14 protein-coding genes are annotated in these 14,123 nt (G+C 73.1%); 5 read left to right on the forward strand and 9 right to left on the reverse strand.

From position 1 onward, the window contains the following. Window positions 1-6: 6 nt before the first annotated feature. The 4 genes from SGA01_RS24780 to argC are packed head-to-tail and all read right to left on the reverse strand — an operon-like array spanning window position 7 to window position 4,302. Window positions 7-1,212: an acetylornithine transaminase gene (locus tag SGA01_RS24780; protein WP_141298590.1), complete on the reverse strand. Its 1,206-nt coding sequence runs from the start codon at window positions 1,210-1,212 to the stop codon at window positions 7-9. After that, the gene (gene argB / locus SGA01_RS24785; protein ID WP_141298592.1) at window positions 1,212-2,114 is read right to left on the reverse strand and encodes an acetylglutamate kinase; all 903 of its coding nucleotides are present in this window, start codon (window positions 2,112-2,114) and stop codon (window positions 1,212-1,214) included. Before argB ends, SGA01_RS24780 begins: the two co-directional genes overlap by 1 nt. Next, window positions 2,111-3,277: a bifunctional glutamate N-acetyltransferase/amino-acid acetyltransferase ArgJ gene (argJ, locus tag SGA01_RS24790; RefSeq protein ID WP_141298594.1), complete on the reverse strand. Its 1,167-nt coding sequence runs from the start codon at window positions 3,275-3,277 to the stop codon at window positions 2,111-2,113. The genes argB and argJ overlap by 4 nt, the downstream gene beginning before the upstream one ends. Further along, window positions 3,274-4,302, reverse strand: coding sequence for an N-acetyl-gamma-glutamyl-phosphate reductase (gene argC, locus SGA01_RS24795; RefSeq protein WP_141298596.1), 1,029 nt, complete (start codon window positions 4,300-4,302; stop codon window positions 3,274-3,276). The genes argJ and argC overlap by 4 nt, the downstream gene beginning before the upstream one ends. 129 nt (window positions 4,303-4,431) lie before the next feature. Here argC and SGA01_RS24800 point away from each other — a divergent pair, with 129 nt between their 5' ends. From SGA01_RS24800 to SGA01_RS24810, 3 genes are all read left to right on the forward strand, one after another. Further along, window positions 4,432-5,250 (forward strand): sigma factor-like helix-turn-helix DNA-binding protein, encoded by an 819-nt coding sequence (locus SGA01_RS24800; RefSeq protein ID WP_141298598.1) that lies wholly within the window; start codon window positions 4,432-4,434, stop codon window positions 5,248-5,250. 141 nt (window positions 5,251-5,391) lie between these two features. Then, window positions 5,392-6,990, forward strand: a complete 1,599-nt coding sequence (locus SGA01_RS24805) for an ABC-F family ATP-binding cassette domain-containing protein (RefSeq protein ID WP_174867458.1) — start codon at window positions 5,392-5,394, stop codon at window positions 6,988-6,990. 117 nt (window positions 6,991-7,107) lie between these two features. Further along, window positions 7,108-7,509, forward strand: coding sequence for a VOC family protein (locus tag SGA01_RS24810; RefSeq protein ID WP_141298600.1), 402 nt, complete (start codon window positions 7,108-7,110; stop codon window positions 7,507-7,509). 4 nt (window positions 7,510-7,513) lie between these two features. On the opposite strand, the gene SGA01_RS24815 is transcribed toward SGA01_RS24810, so the two are convergent. The 4 genes from SGA01_RS24815 to SGA01_RS24830 form a co-directional block, all read right to left on the reverse strand. After that, a complete protein-coding gene (locus SGA01_RS24815; RefSeq protein ID WP_141298602.1) occupies window positions 7,514-8,695 on the reverse strand; it encodes a methyltransferase in 1,182 nt (393 codons plus the stop codon). Between the two features lie 73 nt (window positions 8,696-8,768). After that, a complete protein-coding gene (locus tag SGA01_RS24820) occupies window positions 8,769-9,344 on the reverse strand; it encodes a histidine phosphatase family protein (protein WP_055646433.1) in 576 nt (191 codons plus the stop codon). Window positions 9,345-9,413: 69 nt separating this feature from the next. Next, complete coding sequence (locus SGA01_RS24825) at window positions 9,414-9,875, reverse strand: GNAT family N-acetyltransferase (RefSeq protein ID WP_229918031.1); 462 nt, start codon at window positions 9,873-9,875, stop codon at window positions 9,414-9,416. Between the two features lie 103 nt (window positions 9,876-9,978). Further along, window positions 9,979-11,412 (reverse strand): aminotransferase-like domain-containing protein, encoded by a 1,434-nt coding sequence (locus tag SGA01_RS24830; RefSeq protein ID WP_141298604.1) that lies wholly within the window; start codon window positions 11,410-11,412, stop codon window positions 9,979-9,981. On the opposite strand from SGA01_RS24830, the gene SGA01_RS24835 reads away from it, so the two are divergent. Both SGA01_RS24835 and SGA01_RS24840 read left to right on the forward strand, forming a co-directional pair. Further along, entirely contained in the window at window positions 11,411-12,406 is a 996-nt protein-coding gene (locus SGA01_RS24835) for a DMT family transporter (protein ID WP_141298606.1), read from the forward strand. The two genes, SGA01_RS24830 and SGA01_RS24835, sit on opposite strands and share 2 nt — an antisense overlap. A gap of 83 nt (window positions 12,407-12,489) precedes the next feature. After that, complete coding sequence (locus SGA01_RS24840) at window positions 12,490-12,693, forward strand: DUF1918 domain-containing protein (RefSeq protein ID WP_141298608.1); 204 nt, start codon at window positions 12,490-12,492, stop codon at window positions 12,691-12,693. Here SGA01_RS24840 and SGA01_RS24845 read toward each other — a convergent pair. Continuing rightward, window positions 12,669-13,976, reverse strand: a complete 1,308-nt coding sequence (locus SGA01_RS24845) for a glycoside hydrolase family 10-like protein (protein WP_443098389.1) — start codon at window positions 13,974-13,976, stop codon at window positions 12,669-12,671. The two genes, SGA01_RS24840 and SGA01_RS24845, sit on opposite strands and share 25 nt — an antisense overlap. Between the last annotated feature and the right edge of the window lie 147 nt (window positions 13,977-14,123).

Consider the following 14,123-nt stretch of genomic DNA (forward strand, 5'->3'; position numbering starts at 1 on the left):
GTCGTCTCATTCTCCGGTTCGTCCTTGCCCGTTCGCCACGTCGAGGACCCCGGGGAGGGCCTGGACGAAGGCGTCCGCCTCGGCGTCGGTGAGGACCAGCGGAGGCATGATCCTGATGACATCGGGGGCGGGCGCGTTCACCAGGAGGCCGGCGTCCTGGGCCGCCTGCTGCACCTGGGGTGCGAGGGGCCCGGTGAGCACGATACCCAGCAGAAGGCCCGCACCACGGACGTGGGAGACCAGCGGGTGACCGAGACCCTCGATTCCCTGGCGCAGCCGCTCCCCCACCGCCTTGACGTGATCGAGGGCCGCGTCGGCCCCGAGGGTGTCCAGGACGGCGAGTCCGGCGGCGCAGGCGACCGGGTTCCCGCCGAAGGTGGTGCCGTGGTGGCCGGGGCCGAAGAGCTCCGCGGCCGGGCCGAAGGCGACGGTCGCACCGATCGGCAGTCCGCCGCCGAGACCCTTGGCGAGGGTCACGACATCCGGCTCGACGCCTTCGTGGGCCTGGTACTCGAACCAGTGGCCGCAGCGGCCGATGCCGGTCTGGACCTCGTCGAGGACGAGGAGGGTGCCGGTGGCGCGGGTGATCTCCCGGGCGGCCTTGAGGTAGCCGGGGGGCGGGACGACGACGCCGTTCTCGCCCTGGATCGGCTCGATGACGACGAGGGCCGTCTCCTCGGTCACCGCGGCGCGCAGCGCCTCGACGTCGCCGTACGGGACGTGGGTGACGTCACCGGGGAGCGGCAGGAACGGGGTCTGCTTTGCGGGCTGGCCGGTGAGGGCGAGGGAGCCCATGGTCCGGCCGTGGAAGCCGCCCTCGGTGGCGACCATGTGGGAGCGGCCGGTCAGCCGGCCGATCTTGAAGGCTCCTTCGACGGCCTCGGCGCCCGAGTTGCAGAAGAAGACCTTTCCGGGCCGGCCGAAGAGGGCGAGCAGCCGCTCGGCGAGGGCGACGGGCGGCTCGGCGACGAAGAGGTTCGAGACATGGCCGAGGGTCTGGATCTGCCGGGTCACGGCCTCGACGATCGCCGGGTGCCCGTGGCCGAGGGCGTTGACCGCGATGCCGCCGACGAAGTCCAGGTACTCGCGGCCGTCGGCGTCCCAGACCTTGGCGCCCTCACCGCGGACGAGGGGCAGCCGGGGGGTGCCGTAGTTGTTCATGAGCGAGCCCTGCCACCGCTGGGTCAGCTGCTCGTTGCCGGTGCTGCTCATCAGTCCCCCTGTCCGTCCGGCACGACCATCGTGCCGATGCCCTCGTCGGTGAAGATCTCCAGCAGGATCGAGTGCTGGACCCGGCCGTCGATCACGCGGGCCGTGGTGACCCCGTTCCGTACGGCGTGCAGGCAGCCCTCCATCTTGGGGACCATGCCGCTGGAGAGCTCGGGCAGCAGCTTCTCCAGCTGGCTCGCGGTGAGCCGGCTGATGACCTCGTCGCTGTTCGGCCAGTCCTCGTAGAGGCCCTCGACGTCGGTCAGGACCATCAGCGTCTCGGCACCCAGCGCCGCAGCGAGTGCCGCAGCCGCCGTATCAGCATTGACGTTGTAGACATGTCCGTCGTCCTGGGAGCGGGCGATGGAGGAGATGACCGGGATCCGGCCGTCCTCCAGGAGCGCCTCGATGGCACCGGTGTCGATGGCGGTGATCTCGCCGACCCGGCCGATGTCGACCGTCTCGCCGCCGATGACCGGCTGGTGCTTGGTGGCGGTGATGGTGTGGGCGTCCTCGCCGGTCATCCCGACGGCGAACGGGCCGTGCTGGTTGAGCAGCCCGACGAGCTCGCGCTGGACCTGTCCGGCGAGGACCATCCGTACGACGTCCATGGCGTCCTCGGTGGTGACCCGCAGGCCCGCCTTGAACTCGCTGACGATGCCGTGCCGGTCGAGGGCGGCGCTGATCTGGGGGCCGCCGCCGTGCACCACGACCGGCTTGAGGCCGGCGTGGCGCAGGAAGACGACGTCCTGGGCGAAGGCGGCCTTGAGGTCGTCGTCGATCATGGCGTTGCCGCCGAACTTGATGACGACGGTCTTGCCGTGGTGGCGGGTGAGCCAGGGCAGGGCTTCGATGAGGATCTGGGCCTTGGGGAGGGCGGTGTGCTTCCGCGCGGTGTTGCTCATGACGAGTACGCGCTGTTCTCGTGGACATAGTCGGCGGTGAGGTCGTTCGCCCAGATGACGGCGGACTCGGTGCCGGCGGCGAGGTCGGCGGTGATGGTGACCTCGCGGTAGCGCATGTCGACGAGCTCGCGGTCCTCGCCGACGGAGCCGTTCCTGCAGACCCACACGCCGTTGATGGCGACGTTCAGCTCGTCCGGGTCGAAGGCCGCCGACGTGGTGCCGATGGCGGAGAGCACCCGGCCCCAGTTGGGGTCCTCGCCGTGGATGGCGCACTTGAGGAGGTTGTTCCGGGCGATGGACCGGCCCACCTCGACGGCGTCGTCCTCGGTCGCGGCGTTGATCACCTCGATGCGGATGTCCTTGCTGGCGCCTTCGGCGTCGCCGATGAGCTGGCGGGCCAGGTCGTCGCAGACGGCCCGTACGGCCTCGGTGAACTCGTCCTGCGCGGGGCTGACGCCGGAGGTGCCGGAGGCGAGGAGGAGCACGGTGTCGTTGGTGGACATGCAGCCGTCGGAGTCGACCCGGTCGAAGGTGACGCGGGTGGCGCCCCGGAGCGCGCTGTCCAGGCCCTTGGCGTCGACGTCGGCGTCGGTGGTGAGGACGACGAGCATGGTCGCGAGGCCGGGGGCGAGCATGCCGGCACCCTTGGCCATGCCGCCGACCGTCCAGCCGTCCTTGGTGACCACGGAGGTCTTGTGGACGGTGTCGGTGGTCTTGATGGCGATGGCAGCCTTCTCGCCGCCGTGCTCGGAGAGTTCGGCCGCGGCCTTCTCGACGCCGGGGAGGAGCTTGTCCATGGGGAGCAGGACCCCGATGAGACCCGTGGAGGCGACGGCGACCTCGCCGGCTCCGACCTCCGGGCCCTTGGCGCTCAGGACCTCGGCGACCTTCTCGGCGGTGGCGTGGGTGTCCTGGAAGCCCTGGGGGCCGGTGCAGGCGTTGGCGCCGCCCGAGTTGAGGACGACGGCGGTCAGCTCCCCGTCGTCGAGCACCCGCTGGGACCAGAGGACCGGCGCGGCCTTGACGCGGTTGGAGGTGAAGACTCCCGCGGCGGCGCGGCGGGGCCCGGTGTTGACCACGAGGGCCAGGTCCGGGTTGCCGTTCTGCTTGATCCCGGCGGCGATGCCCGCTGCCGTGAATCCCTTCGCTGCGGTCACGCTCACGGCGCAACTCCAATCATGGAAAGTCCGGTGTCCTCAGGGAGGCCGAGGGCGATGTTCATGCTCTGCACCGCACCGCCGGCCGTGCCCTTGGTGAGGTTGTCGATGGCGCTGATGGCGATGATCCGGTTCGCGGCCGGGTCGTACGCGACCTGCACCTGAACGGCGTTGGAACCGTAGACGGACGCCGTCGCCGGCCACTGCCCCTCGGGGAGCAGATGGACGAAGGACTCGTCCGCGAAGGCCTTCTCGTACGCGTCCCGTACGGCTTCGGCGGTGACGCCCGGCTTCGCGGTGGCCGTGCACGTGGCCAGGATGCCGCGGGGCATCGGGGCCAGGGTGGGCGTGAAGGAGACGGTGACCCGCTCCCCCGCCGGTCCGCTGAGGTTCTGGATCATCTCGGGGGTGTGACGGTGGCCGCCGCCGACGCCGTACGGAGACATGCTGCCCATGACCTCGCTGCCGAGGAGGTGCGGCTTGGCGGCCTTGCCGGCGCCGGAGGTCCCGGAGGCGGCGACGATCACGGCCTCCGGCTCGGCGAGGCCCGCTCCGTACGCCGGGAAGAGCGCGAGCGAGACGGCGGTGGGGTAGCAGCCGGGCACCGCGATGCGCTTGGAGCCTTCCAGCGCGGCGCGGGCACCCGGGAGTTCGGGAAGCCCGTAGGGCCAGGTCCCGGCGTGCGGGGAGCCGTAGTACGTCTCCCAGTCGGCGGGGTTCCGCAGCCGGAAGTCGGCGCCCATGTCGACGACGAGGACGTCCGGTCCGAGCTGCTCGGCGACGGCGGCGGACTGGCCGTGCGGCAGCGCGAGGAAGACGACGTCGTGCCCCGCGAGCTCCTCGGCGGCGGTCGGCGCGAGGACGCGGTCGGCGAGCGGAAGCAGGTGGGGCTGGAGGGCACCGAGCTTCTGGCCCGCGTTGGAGTGGCCCGTCAGGGTGCCGATCTCGACGTGGGGGTGGGCGAGAAGAAGGCGCAGGAGTTCTCCACCCGCGTATCCGCTCGCGCCCGCGACCGCTGCTCGTACCTTCATCGAAACCCTCCTCATAGATGGCATGACTATACGTGCGTCCGCAGTTTTATGCAACGAGTCGCTGCGGTGTCACATCGGCGGGCGCCCCCACGTCAACGCGGTGACGGCACCGACGAGGAGTGAGGCCCCATGCACGACGACACATTGCTCACCGCCCTGACCAGGCGCTTCGACGCCGATCAGGAGCAGCTGCGGGGCGTGGCCCTGCACATGACGGGGTCGCGGGCCGAGGCCGAGGACGCGCTCGCGGCGGCACGGGCCGAGCTCGGGCGGGACGGGACGGCCGCCGTACGGGCCTGGCTGACGGCTTACGTGGTGCGGGCATGCGTACGAGGACTCCAGGAACGCGCCGCCTCGGGACGGCCGGGGGCCGGGGCGCCGGGCGCCCGGGGCGGGGTGGACTCCGTATGGCTCGGGCTGCTCGTGGTCCTTGAGGGCCTCGGGGCCGAGGAGCGCCTCGCATACGTCCTGCACGACCTGTTCGGGCTGCCGCCGGACGAGACCGCGCGGGTCACCGGCGGGTCCCCCGTGGAGGTCGCCCGGCTCGCCCGGCGAGCCCGGGAGCGGATCCGGGGCGGCGGGGCGGGGCGCGGCGACAGCGGTACGGGCCGGCAGCGCGCGGTCGTGGAGCGGTTCCTCGCGGCGGCACGCGCGCGTGACGCCCGCGCGCTGGCCGCCGTCCTCACCCCGGACGTCGTGGCCTACTCCGAGCGCGGGCCGGTCCACGGCGCCCCGGCCGTCGCGGAGGCGGCCGCCGCCTTCGCGAGCCACATCGGCGCCGCGCGGCCCGCACTGGTCGACGGGTCGGTCGGGCTCGTCGCCTTCGCGGCCGGCGTCCCGGTCTCCGCGGTGGCGTTCGCGCTCCGGCACGACCGGATCGCCGTCCTCGACATCACCACCGGGGAGGACCGAGTGCGCGCCCTGGACCTGGCCTTCTCCGAGGACTGAGGGTGCGGCGGGACGAAATGCCCATGCGTCGAGGCGGCCCGCTCCGTTAGCCTCGACGCATGTCAACGCCCCGAATCTCCTAGCTGCGGACCCGCTTCCACGCCACCCGTGTGTCCCTCAGCTGTTTCGGAGCGTTATCCCATGATCACCGTTCGTGGTGCCGACGTGCGCGTCGGCGCCCGGCTCCTGCTGTCCGGCGTCTCCTTCCACGTCGCCCCGGGCGACCGGATCGGCCTCGTCGGCCGCAACGGCGCCGGCAAGACCACCCTGCTCGACACCCTGGCCGGGCTGCGCGTCCCGGCCGCCGGCACCGTGACCCGTACCGGCTCCGTCGGCCATCTCCCGCAGGACTCGCGGGCCGCCGACCCGACCGTGTCCGTCACCGACCGGATCCTCTCCGCGCGCGGCCTCGACCGGGCCGTCCGCCGGCTCGCCGAGGCGGCCCGTCGGCTCGGCGAGGCGCCCGACGCGCGGGCGCTCGCCGCGTACGACCGGGCGGAGGCCGCCTTCGAGGCGGGCGGCGGGTACGCCGCCGAGGCGGAGGCGGCCCGGGTCGCCGCCGGGCTCGGGCTGCCCGCCGAGGTGCTGGACCGGCCCGTCGGCCGGCTGTCCGGCGGGCAGAAGCGGCGGGTCGAGCTGGCGCGGATCCTCTTCGCCGGTCACGGCCCGGAGGACACCCTGCTCCTCGACGAGCCGACCAACCATCTGGACGCCGACTCGATCGGCTGGCTGCGCGGCTTCCTGACCGCGCACCGGGGCGGCCTGGTGCTGATCAGCCACGACGTCCACCTCCTCACCGACACCGTCAACCGCGTCTTCCATCTCGATCCGGGGCGCGCCGCGCTCGACGTCCACAACACCGGCTGGCGCGCCTACCTCGCGCAGCGGGAGGCCGACGAGCGGCGCCGGGTGCGCGAGCGGGCCAACGCCGAGCGCAAGGCGTCCGCGCTGCACGCGCAGGCGGAGCGCATGAAGTCCCGGGTGGCGACGGCGACGACGGCCCGCAGCATGGCGCGCCGGGCCGACCGCATGCTCGCGGGGCTCGACCCCGCACGGCAGGCCGAGCGGGTCGCCCGCATCCGGCTGCCCGAGCCCGCGCCCTGCGGCCGTACGCCGCTGGGCGCCGTCTCGCTCACCAAGGCCTACGGGGAACGTCCCGTCCTCGGCGGGGTGGACCTGGCGGTGGACCGGGGCAGCAGGCTGGTCGTCCTCGGGTACAACGGCGCCGGGAAGACGACGCTGCTACGGCTCCTCGCCGGGGCGGAGACGCCCGACGCGGGACGGGTCGTGCGTGGGCACGGGCTGCGCCTCGGCTACTTCGCCCAGGAGCACGAGACCCTCGACCCGGGCCGCACGGTCCGGGAGAACCTCGCTGGGGCCGCGCCGCACCTGACGGACGGCGAGGTACGGGCGGTGCTCGGCGCCTTCCTCTTCCGGGGTGACGACGCCGACAAGCCGGCCGGGGTGCTCTCCGGCGGCGAGAGGACCCGGCTGGCACTGGCCGCGCTGGTCCACTCCGGTGCGAACGTGCTGCTCCTCGACGAGCCCACGAACAACCTGGATCCCGCCTCCCGGGACGAGGTCCTGGCGGCCGTGGGCACCTACCCGGGCGCGATCGTCATGGTCACGCACGACGAGGGTGCCATCGACGCGCTGCGCCCGGAGCGGGTCCTCCTGCTCCCGGGGGCGGACGAGGACCTGTGGAGCGAGGAGTACCGGGAGCTCGTCACCCTGGCGTGAGGGAGGGGTGGGCCCGGGACTCGAACAGGACCCTGACCTGCGTGTCAGGGTCCTGTCCGGGGAGCGGGAGGGAGACCCCCGAGGTCCCGAAACCCTCGGCGGGCCTAATGTGACGGCATGATCGTCAATGCGCGGACCCATGTACGGATCGCCCGCCCCTCGCGGGACCTCGCCGCCGCCGAGCGGTTCTACGTCGACGGGCTCGGCCTCGACGTGCAGTGGCGCACCACCGCGCGGGAGCCCGGCAAGCACGACCTGCTCATGGTCGGCCCGGCCGGCGGCGGCTGGCACTTCGAGCTGACGCGCGACCCCGAGCGGCCGGTGGAGCCGGCCCCGACCGTCGAGGACCTCTTCGTCGTCTACCTCGGCGCGCCCGTCGAGGAGGAGCAGGTCGAGCGGCTGCTCGCGGCGGGCGGTACGCGGATACCCGCGCACAACCCGTACTGGGACGAGTACGGCGTCACCGTCGCCGACCCCGACGGCTACCCGCTCGTCCTCTGCTCCCGCACCTGGGGCTGACGCCTCAGCGGCTGTCTTCCCGGTCCGGCTGACGCACGGCTCGGAGGACCACGAACTTGGCGTCGCTCGCGACGAGTTCGCTGTTCCCGAAGATGCGGCGGAGGGTCACGTGGTAGCCGAGGTGGCGGTTGCCGATGATCCACAGTTCGCCGCCCGGCCGCAGCGCGCGCCGCGCGTCGGTGAACATCCGGCGGGCGGTGCGGTCGGTGGTGGCCTGGTGGGTGTGGAACGGCGGGTTGTTGAGGACCAGGTCGAACGAGCCTGCGGGCAGGTCGCTGAGCCCGTCGCCGACGAGGAACTCGACCTGGCGGTCGTCGCTCACGTGGGCGCGGAAGTTCTCCCGGGCGGAGGCCACCGCCTGGTACGACTCGTCGGCGAGGACCAGCTCCGCCTCGGGCTCGGCCAGGGCGATGGCGAGGCCGACGACGCCGTTGCCGCAGCCGAGGTCGGCGACCCGGGCCCGGCCGAAACCGCCGGGGAGGTTCGCGAGGAGGAAGCGGGTGCCGATGTCGAGGCGGTCGGCGCAGAACACACCGGCGTGGTTGGTGACGGTGAGTCCGGGAAGGCCGGGCGCGGGGGTGTCGGCCGGGAGGTCGTACGAGTACGGCCAGGGGTTCCGGCCCGGCGTGAGGGCCGGGTCGGGAGTGGTGTGGATCAGTCGGGCCTTCTTCACCGCGAGCGAGGTGCGGGTGGGGCCGAGGATCCGCTCGAAGAGCTTGAGGGTGGAGGTGTGGATCTCCTTGACCATGCCGGCGCCGACGATCACGGTTCCCTCGTGCACGGCGGGCGCGATCCGGTGCAGCTGGTCCTCCAGGAGCGCGAGGCTCTTGGGGACGCGGACGAGGAGCACGTCGATCCGCTCGGGCGGCGGGTCCTGCGTCGTCAGCAGCCGGACGGCCTCGGGGGCGGCGCCGGCGCGCGCGAGGTTGGCGCGGGTGGCTCGGCCGCCGAGGTACGAGTCGGTGATCTGGACGACTTCGGCGGGACCGGCGGCCTGCAGGGCCGTGGCGAGGGCTCCCCAGCGGTCGCCGAGGACGGCGACGGTGCCGGAGAGGTCGGTACCGCTCTCGGCCAGATGGCCCAGGAGGTACTCGTCGGCCGCGTCCCAGGCACGCAGCTGCTCGCGCGGGTCCTCGGGGAAACGGGTCAGCGTGAAGGCGCCCCATGACGTGCTCAAACGGTTCATCGTGCTCTCAGGCTAGCCGGTCGCGGCCTTCTTCCCCGCCGGATACCCGTCGGTCACGGATGTGAGCCGCCGTTCAGCGCAGGGCCGCGTCGAGCTGGAGGTGCCAGAGGCCGGGGCGGCCGCTGAGGGTGACGGTGGAGAGCGGGCGGACGTCGACGTTCCAGTACGTGGAGGGCGGCGCCTTCAGCGCGTACACGAGGGCGGCCCGGACGACGGAGGGTTCGGCGACGGCGACGATGGAGCAGTCCTCGGCGGGGCGGGTGTCGAGCCAGTTCCCTATCCGGGTGATGAAGGCGAGGAGCGGTTCCCCGCCGTGCGGGGCGGTGCGGGCGTCGGTGAGCCAGGCGTCGACGGCGGACGGTTCGAGGGCGGCGACCTCGGCGAGGGTGAGGCCGCGCCAGCGGCCCATGTCGCACTCTCGCAGCGCGGGCTGGGCCAGGGGCGCGTAGCCGAGGGCGGTGCCGGTGGCACGGCTGCGCGGGGTCGGGGAGCAGTAGCGCAGTTCGGCCGCGCCGAGCGGGATGAGCGCGGGCGCGGCGACCTGCACCTCGTACCAGCCGGCCTCGTCGAGCGGCCGGTCGTCGTCGAAGCGTTCGGCGAGCAGGGAGGAGCTGCGTGCCGCCGCGACGAGCGTCACCCGAAGACTCATGGCCGCGATCGTGAGGCCGGTGGCCTCCCAGGTCAAGGGGTTGTTTCCCGGGACCGGAGGGGCACCGGGTCACTGCTGCCCGAGAGCCATCCACTTGTCCGGATTCTGCAGTGGCGTGAAACCGACCTTCTCGTACACGCCGTGCGCGTCGGCCGTGGCGAGCATGATGCGCCGCAGGCCGTGCGGTGCGAGGTGGTCACGGACGGCGGCCACGAGCGCGGTGCCGAGTCCGGTGCCGCGGGCCCGCGGGTCGACGTAGACGTCGCAGAGCCAGGCGAAGGTGGCGTAGTCGGTGACGACGCGCGCGTACGCCGCCATCTCCCCGGTCTCCGCGTCGTAGGCGCCGAAGTTGAGCGATCCCGCGATGGCCGCGTCCTGCTTCTCCCGAGGTCGGCCGAGGGCCCAGTAGGCGTCGGTGGAGAGCCAGTGGTGGACGCGGGCCGCGTCGACCCTTGCGGGGTCGACTGAGATCTCGTACGCCCCGTGCATGACGGTGGCGACGGAGGGGGCGGAGGCGGGGCCGGAGTTCATGGCCGCAGGGTTCCAGGCCGCGCGGGACCGTGTCAGGTGAATTTGCCACGCGCGGCCGTCGCGGCGCGGCCCGGTCCGGGCCCTCGCCCGGACCGGGGGCCGCTCAGACGGCGAGCTCGTCGACCGCCGTCCGCAGGCGGCGCACCCCTTCCGCGATCTCGGTGGGGCCCGCCACACCCGCGAAACTCAGCCGGATGTGGCCGGCGGGGGGTTCGGCGCAGAAGTAGGGGCGGCCGGGGGCGACGGCGACGCCGGTGCGCAGAGTCGTGGCGAGGAGCGCGGCCTCGGGCAGGGCGTCGGGGAGGCGCAGCCAGAGCTGGTAGCCGCCCGAGGGGATGCGGGGCAGGGCGAACTCCGGCAGGTGGAGGGCGACGGCTCCGGTCATGACCTCGCGGCGGTTCCTGAGCTCGTGGGAGACGGCCCGGAGGTGGCGGTGCCAGGCCGGGGAGCCGACGAGTTCGAGGGCGGCCTCCTGGAGGGGGCGGGGGACGAAGAAGCTGTCGACGACCTGGATGGCGCGCAGGCGTTCCAGGACGGGGCCGCGGGCGGCGAGGGCGCCGACGCGCAGATTGGGCGAGGTGGGCTTGGTGAGCGAGCAGACGTGGACGACGACGCCGTCGGGGTCCTCGGCGGCGAGCGTCGCGGGGAGCGGCCCCGCGTCCTCGTGGACGAGCCGGCGGGCGAAGTCGTCCTCGACGACGAAGGCACCGGCGGCGCGGGCGATGCGGACGATCTCCTTGCGCCGGGCGGGTGGGAGCGCGGTGCCGGTCGGGTTCTGGAAGAGCGGCTGGCAGACGAAGACCCGGGCGCCGGTGGCGCGGAAGGCGGCTTCGAGGAGATCGGGGCGGACCCCGTCGGCGTCGCACGGTACGGGGACGGGTCGGAGTCCGGCGGCGCGGGCCACGGCGAGCATGCCCGGGTAGGTGGGCGACTCGACGAGCACGGGGGTGCCGGGCGGGGCGAGGGCGCGCAGGGCGGTGGTGATGGCGGACTGGCCGCCCGCGGTGATCAGCACCTCGGCGGCGGTGACGCTGCCGCCGATCTCGCGGGCGAACCACTCGCGCAGCTCGGGCAGGCCGTCCGTGGGCGGTCGCCCCCAGGCGCCGGGGCGGCGTCCGGCCCGTGCGAGGGCGGCGGCGAGGGCCCGCTCGGGCTGGAGGGAGTGGTGGAGGTAGCCGCCGTTGAACTCGATCACTCCGGGCGGCGGCGTGGAGAGGGTGGCGAGGACGCCGGAGGCGTCGACGGCCCGGGGGACGAGTTCGGTTGCGGTGTCGGCGCTGAGGGCGAGCTCCTGCCAGGAGGTGTCGCCGGCGACGGGGGTGGCCCGCGGCTCGGCGCGGAAGGCGCCGGCGCCGGGACGGGTGACGACGAGGCCTTCGGCGGCGAGCTGGGCGAGGGCTCGGGTGACGGTGACCGGGGAGACGCGATAGCGCTCGACGAGCGCGCGACTCGACGGCAGCTTTCCACCAGGTGAGTAGCGGTTGAGCTCCGCTCTCAGGGATTCCGCCAGTTCCGCGACACTGCTACGCTCATGCATGAGAGCACAGGATAGCGCTACCAACGCCAGCACGATAGCGGTCACGATCACCTCGGCCGCGCCGGCCACCGCGGTCGCCGGCGCCACCACCACCGCCACCGTCGCGCAGCGGACCTCCGGATCGACGGCTCCCGCCTCCCGGACCCGTGGCACCCTGCTCGCCCTCCTCGGCGTGGTCTCCTTCTCCCTGACGTTCCCGTCGACCGTCTGGGGCCTGGAGAGCTTCGGGCCCTGGTCCCTGGTGGCCGTCCGCTCCACGCTCGCCGCCCTCATCGCCGGCGCCTTCCTCCTCGCCGGCCGGGTGCCGCTGCCGGAGCGCCGCCACTGGGCCGGCCTGGCCGTCGTCGCCGGCGGCGTCGTCATCGGCTTCCCGCTCCTGACCACGCTGGCCCTGCAGACCTCCACCACCTCGCACGCCGCCGTCGTCGTGGGCCTGCTGCCGCTCACCACGGCGACGCTCGCCGCGATCCGGACCGGGCGCCGCCCGTCCCGTACCTTCTGGTTCGCCGCGGTCTCCGGAGCCGTCGTGGTGCTCGCCTTCACGCTCCAGCAGAGCGGCGGCGCCCTGTCCACGAGCGACCTCTACCTCTTCGGCGCGCTGCTCGTCTGCGCCGCCGGCTACACGGAGGGCGGCCGGCTCGCCTCGCTCATGCCGGGCTGGCAGGTCATCGGCTGGGCCCTGGTCCTCTGCCTGCCGCTGATGACGGTCGCCTCGGCGGTCATGCTGTCGATCGAGCCGGTCCACCTCAACGCCCACGGCATCCTCGGCCTGGTGTGGGTCGCCGCCGGTTCCACCTTCTTCGGCCTGTACGTCTGGTACCGGGGCATGGCGGAGATCGGCATCCCCAAGGCCAGCCAGCTCCAGCTCTCCCAGCCGCTGCTCACCCTGTTCTGGTCGGTCTTCCTGCTCGGCGAGTCGCTGCCCCTGGCCGCCCCGCTCGCCGCCGTGGGCGTCCTCGTCTGCATCGCGGTCACCCAGCGGGCGAAGAGCTGACGCGACGGATCGGGGTGGCGCGGGTCACAATGGCAGTCAGAGACTCCGAGTAGGACTGGCGCGTTCGCGAGGAGGTCACCCCGATGCAGGCGAGCGTGGGAGACAAGCTGCTGATGCACGGCCGCACCGTCGGTCAGCACGACCGTACGGCCGAGGTTCTGCAGGTATTGGGGGAGAACGGCACTCCCCCGTACCGCGTGAAGTTCGACGACGACGGTCACGAGGCCCTGATGTCGCCGGGCCCCGACACCGTCGTACGCCATCACCCGGGGGCGGAGGCCCGCTGAGTCCTCTCCTTCGGCGGACGGACCCTGGTCGGGTAGTGATCGGCCACCACGGTGGCCATCGCCCCGACCCGGTCCGCGGCGACCTCCTTCGCCGCGAAGAAGCAGTGCCCGCCGACCGACCCGTACGTGGCGGCGAGCTCCAGATGGCGTGACAGCTCCTTCGGGTCCTGCCAGGCCGCCGGCTGGGCGGGATCGCCCGCCTTGTAGAGCGCCTCGCCGATGTACAGGCCGACCCCGGTCCCCCGGACGACCGCGTCCCACCAGGGCAGCAGCTTCGCGTAGTCGGCGACGGGGAGGCCGATGTTCCAGTACAGCTGCGGCACGACGTGGTCGATCCAGCCCTCCCGGATCCACTTGCGTGTGTCCGCGTACAGGTCGTCGTACGTCTGGACACCGGCTCGGGTGTCGGAGCCCTCCGGGTCGGTGGCGATGTTCCGCCACACGCCGAAGGGGCTCACCCCGAAGGCCACGTGCTTCTTGACCTCCTTGATCCGGGCGGCCATCTCGGAGACCAGCAGATCGGTGTTGTTCCGCCGCCAGGACGCCTTGTCGGGGAAGTCCGCTCCGTACCGCGCGTACGCCTCGTCGTCGGCGAAGACCTGCCCGGCCACCGGGTACGGGTAGAAGTAGTCGTCCCAGTGCACGGCGTCGACGTCGTAGCGGCGCACCGCGTCCAGCATCGCGTCCTGGACGAAGCGGCGGACCTCGGGCAGGCCGGGGTTGTAGTAGAGCTTCCCGCCGTAGGGCAGCACCCACTCCGGACGGAGCCGGGCCGGATGGTCGGCGACGAGCCGGGCGGGATCCGTGTGGTTCGCCACACGGTACGGGTTGAACCAGGCGTGCAGTTCGAGCCCCCGCGCGTGGGCCTCCTCGACGGCCGTGCCCAGCGGGTCCCAGCCCGGATCGCGGCCCTGCGTACCGGTCAGGTACTGCGCCCAGGGCTCGAACGGCGAGGGCCACAGGGCGTCGGCGGTCGGCCGGACCTGGAGGACCATCGCGTTGAGGCGGCGCTCGACGGCCGTGTCGAGGTGGGCGAGGAGTTCGGCGCGCTGCTCCTCGGCGGTCAGGCCGGACCGGGAGGGCCAGTCGCGGTTGGCGACCGTGGCCACCCACATGCCCCGGAACTCGCGTCTGCGGTGCGATCCCTTCCGGCCCGGGGACGCGGCGGCCGAGGCGGACTCGGTGGTGGTGGCCGCCTCGCCGGGCAGTCCCGTCGCTCCCGTCACCGCGAGCGCCGCCCCGGTGGCGCCGGCCACGAACCCTCTTCTGCCGATAGGCCGCACTTGTACCCCTCTTCTGTCGGATACGTCACACCCACCCGGACAGCATGCCCGCCCCGGACGATCGATCATCGGTTAATGAGCGGTAACGTCGTGGGGGTCGAGGCGGACGCACCGGAATCACACGGGGCCCGCCGCCAGAGAAGAGCG

It is taken from the genome of Streptomyces gardneri, assembly GCF_006539185.1.
GTDB lineage: Bacteria > Actinomycetota > Actinomycetes > Streptomycetales > Streptomycetaceae > Streptomyces > Streptomyces gardneri.

Coding starts and splice junctions, on each gene's coding strand:
- SGA01_RS24810 (WP_141298600.1), top strand. CDS start 7,108: ATGATCGTCAATGCGCGGACCCATGTACGGATCGCCCGCCCCTCGCGG.
- SGA01_RS24825 (WP_229918031.1), bottom strand. CDS start 9,875: ATGAACTCCGGCCCCGCCTCCGCCCCCTCCGTCGCCACCGTCATGCAC.
- argB (WP_141298592.1), bottom strand. CDS start 2,114: ATGAGCAACACCGCGCGGAAGCACACCGCCCTCCCCAAGGCCCAGATC.
- SGA01_RS24835 (WP_141298606.1), top strand. CDS start 11,411: ATGAGAGCACAGGATAGCGCTACCAACGCCAGCACGATAGCGGTCACG.
- SGA01_RS24800 (WP_141298598.1), top strand. CDS start 4,432: ATGCACGACGACACATTGCTCACCGCCCTGACCAGGCGCTTCGACGCC.
- argC (WP_141298596.1), bottom strand. CDS start 4,302: ATGAAGGTACGAGCAGCGGTCGCGGGCGCGAGCGGATACGCGGGTGGA.
- SGA01_RS24780 (WP_141298590.1), bottom strand. CDS start 1,212: ATGAGCAGCACCGGCAACGAGCAGCTGACCCAGCGGTGGCAGGGCTCG.
- SGA01_RS24820 (WP_055646433.1), bottom strand. CDS start 9,344: ATGAGTCTTCGGGTGACGCTCGTCGCGGCGGCACGCAGCTCCTCCCTG.
- SGA01_RS24805 (WP_174867458.1), top strand. CDS start 5,392: ATGATCACCGTTCGTGGTGCCGACGTGCGCGTCGGCGCCCGGCTCCTG.
- SGA01_RS24840 (WP_141298608.1), top strand. CDS start 12,490: ATGCAGGCGAGCGTGGGAGACAAGCTGCTGATGCACGGCCGCACCGTC.
- SGA01_RS24815 (WP_141298602.1), bottom strand. CDS start 8,695: ATGAACCGTTTGAGCACGTCATGGGGCGCCTTCACGCTGACCCGTTTC.
- SGA01_RS24830 (WP_141298604.1), bottom strand. CDS start 11,412: ATGCATGAGCGTAGCAGTGTCGCGGAACTGGCGGAATCCCTGAGAGCG.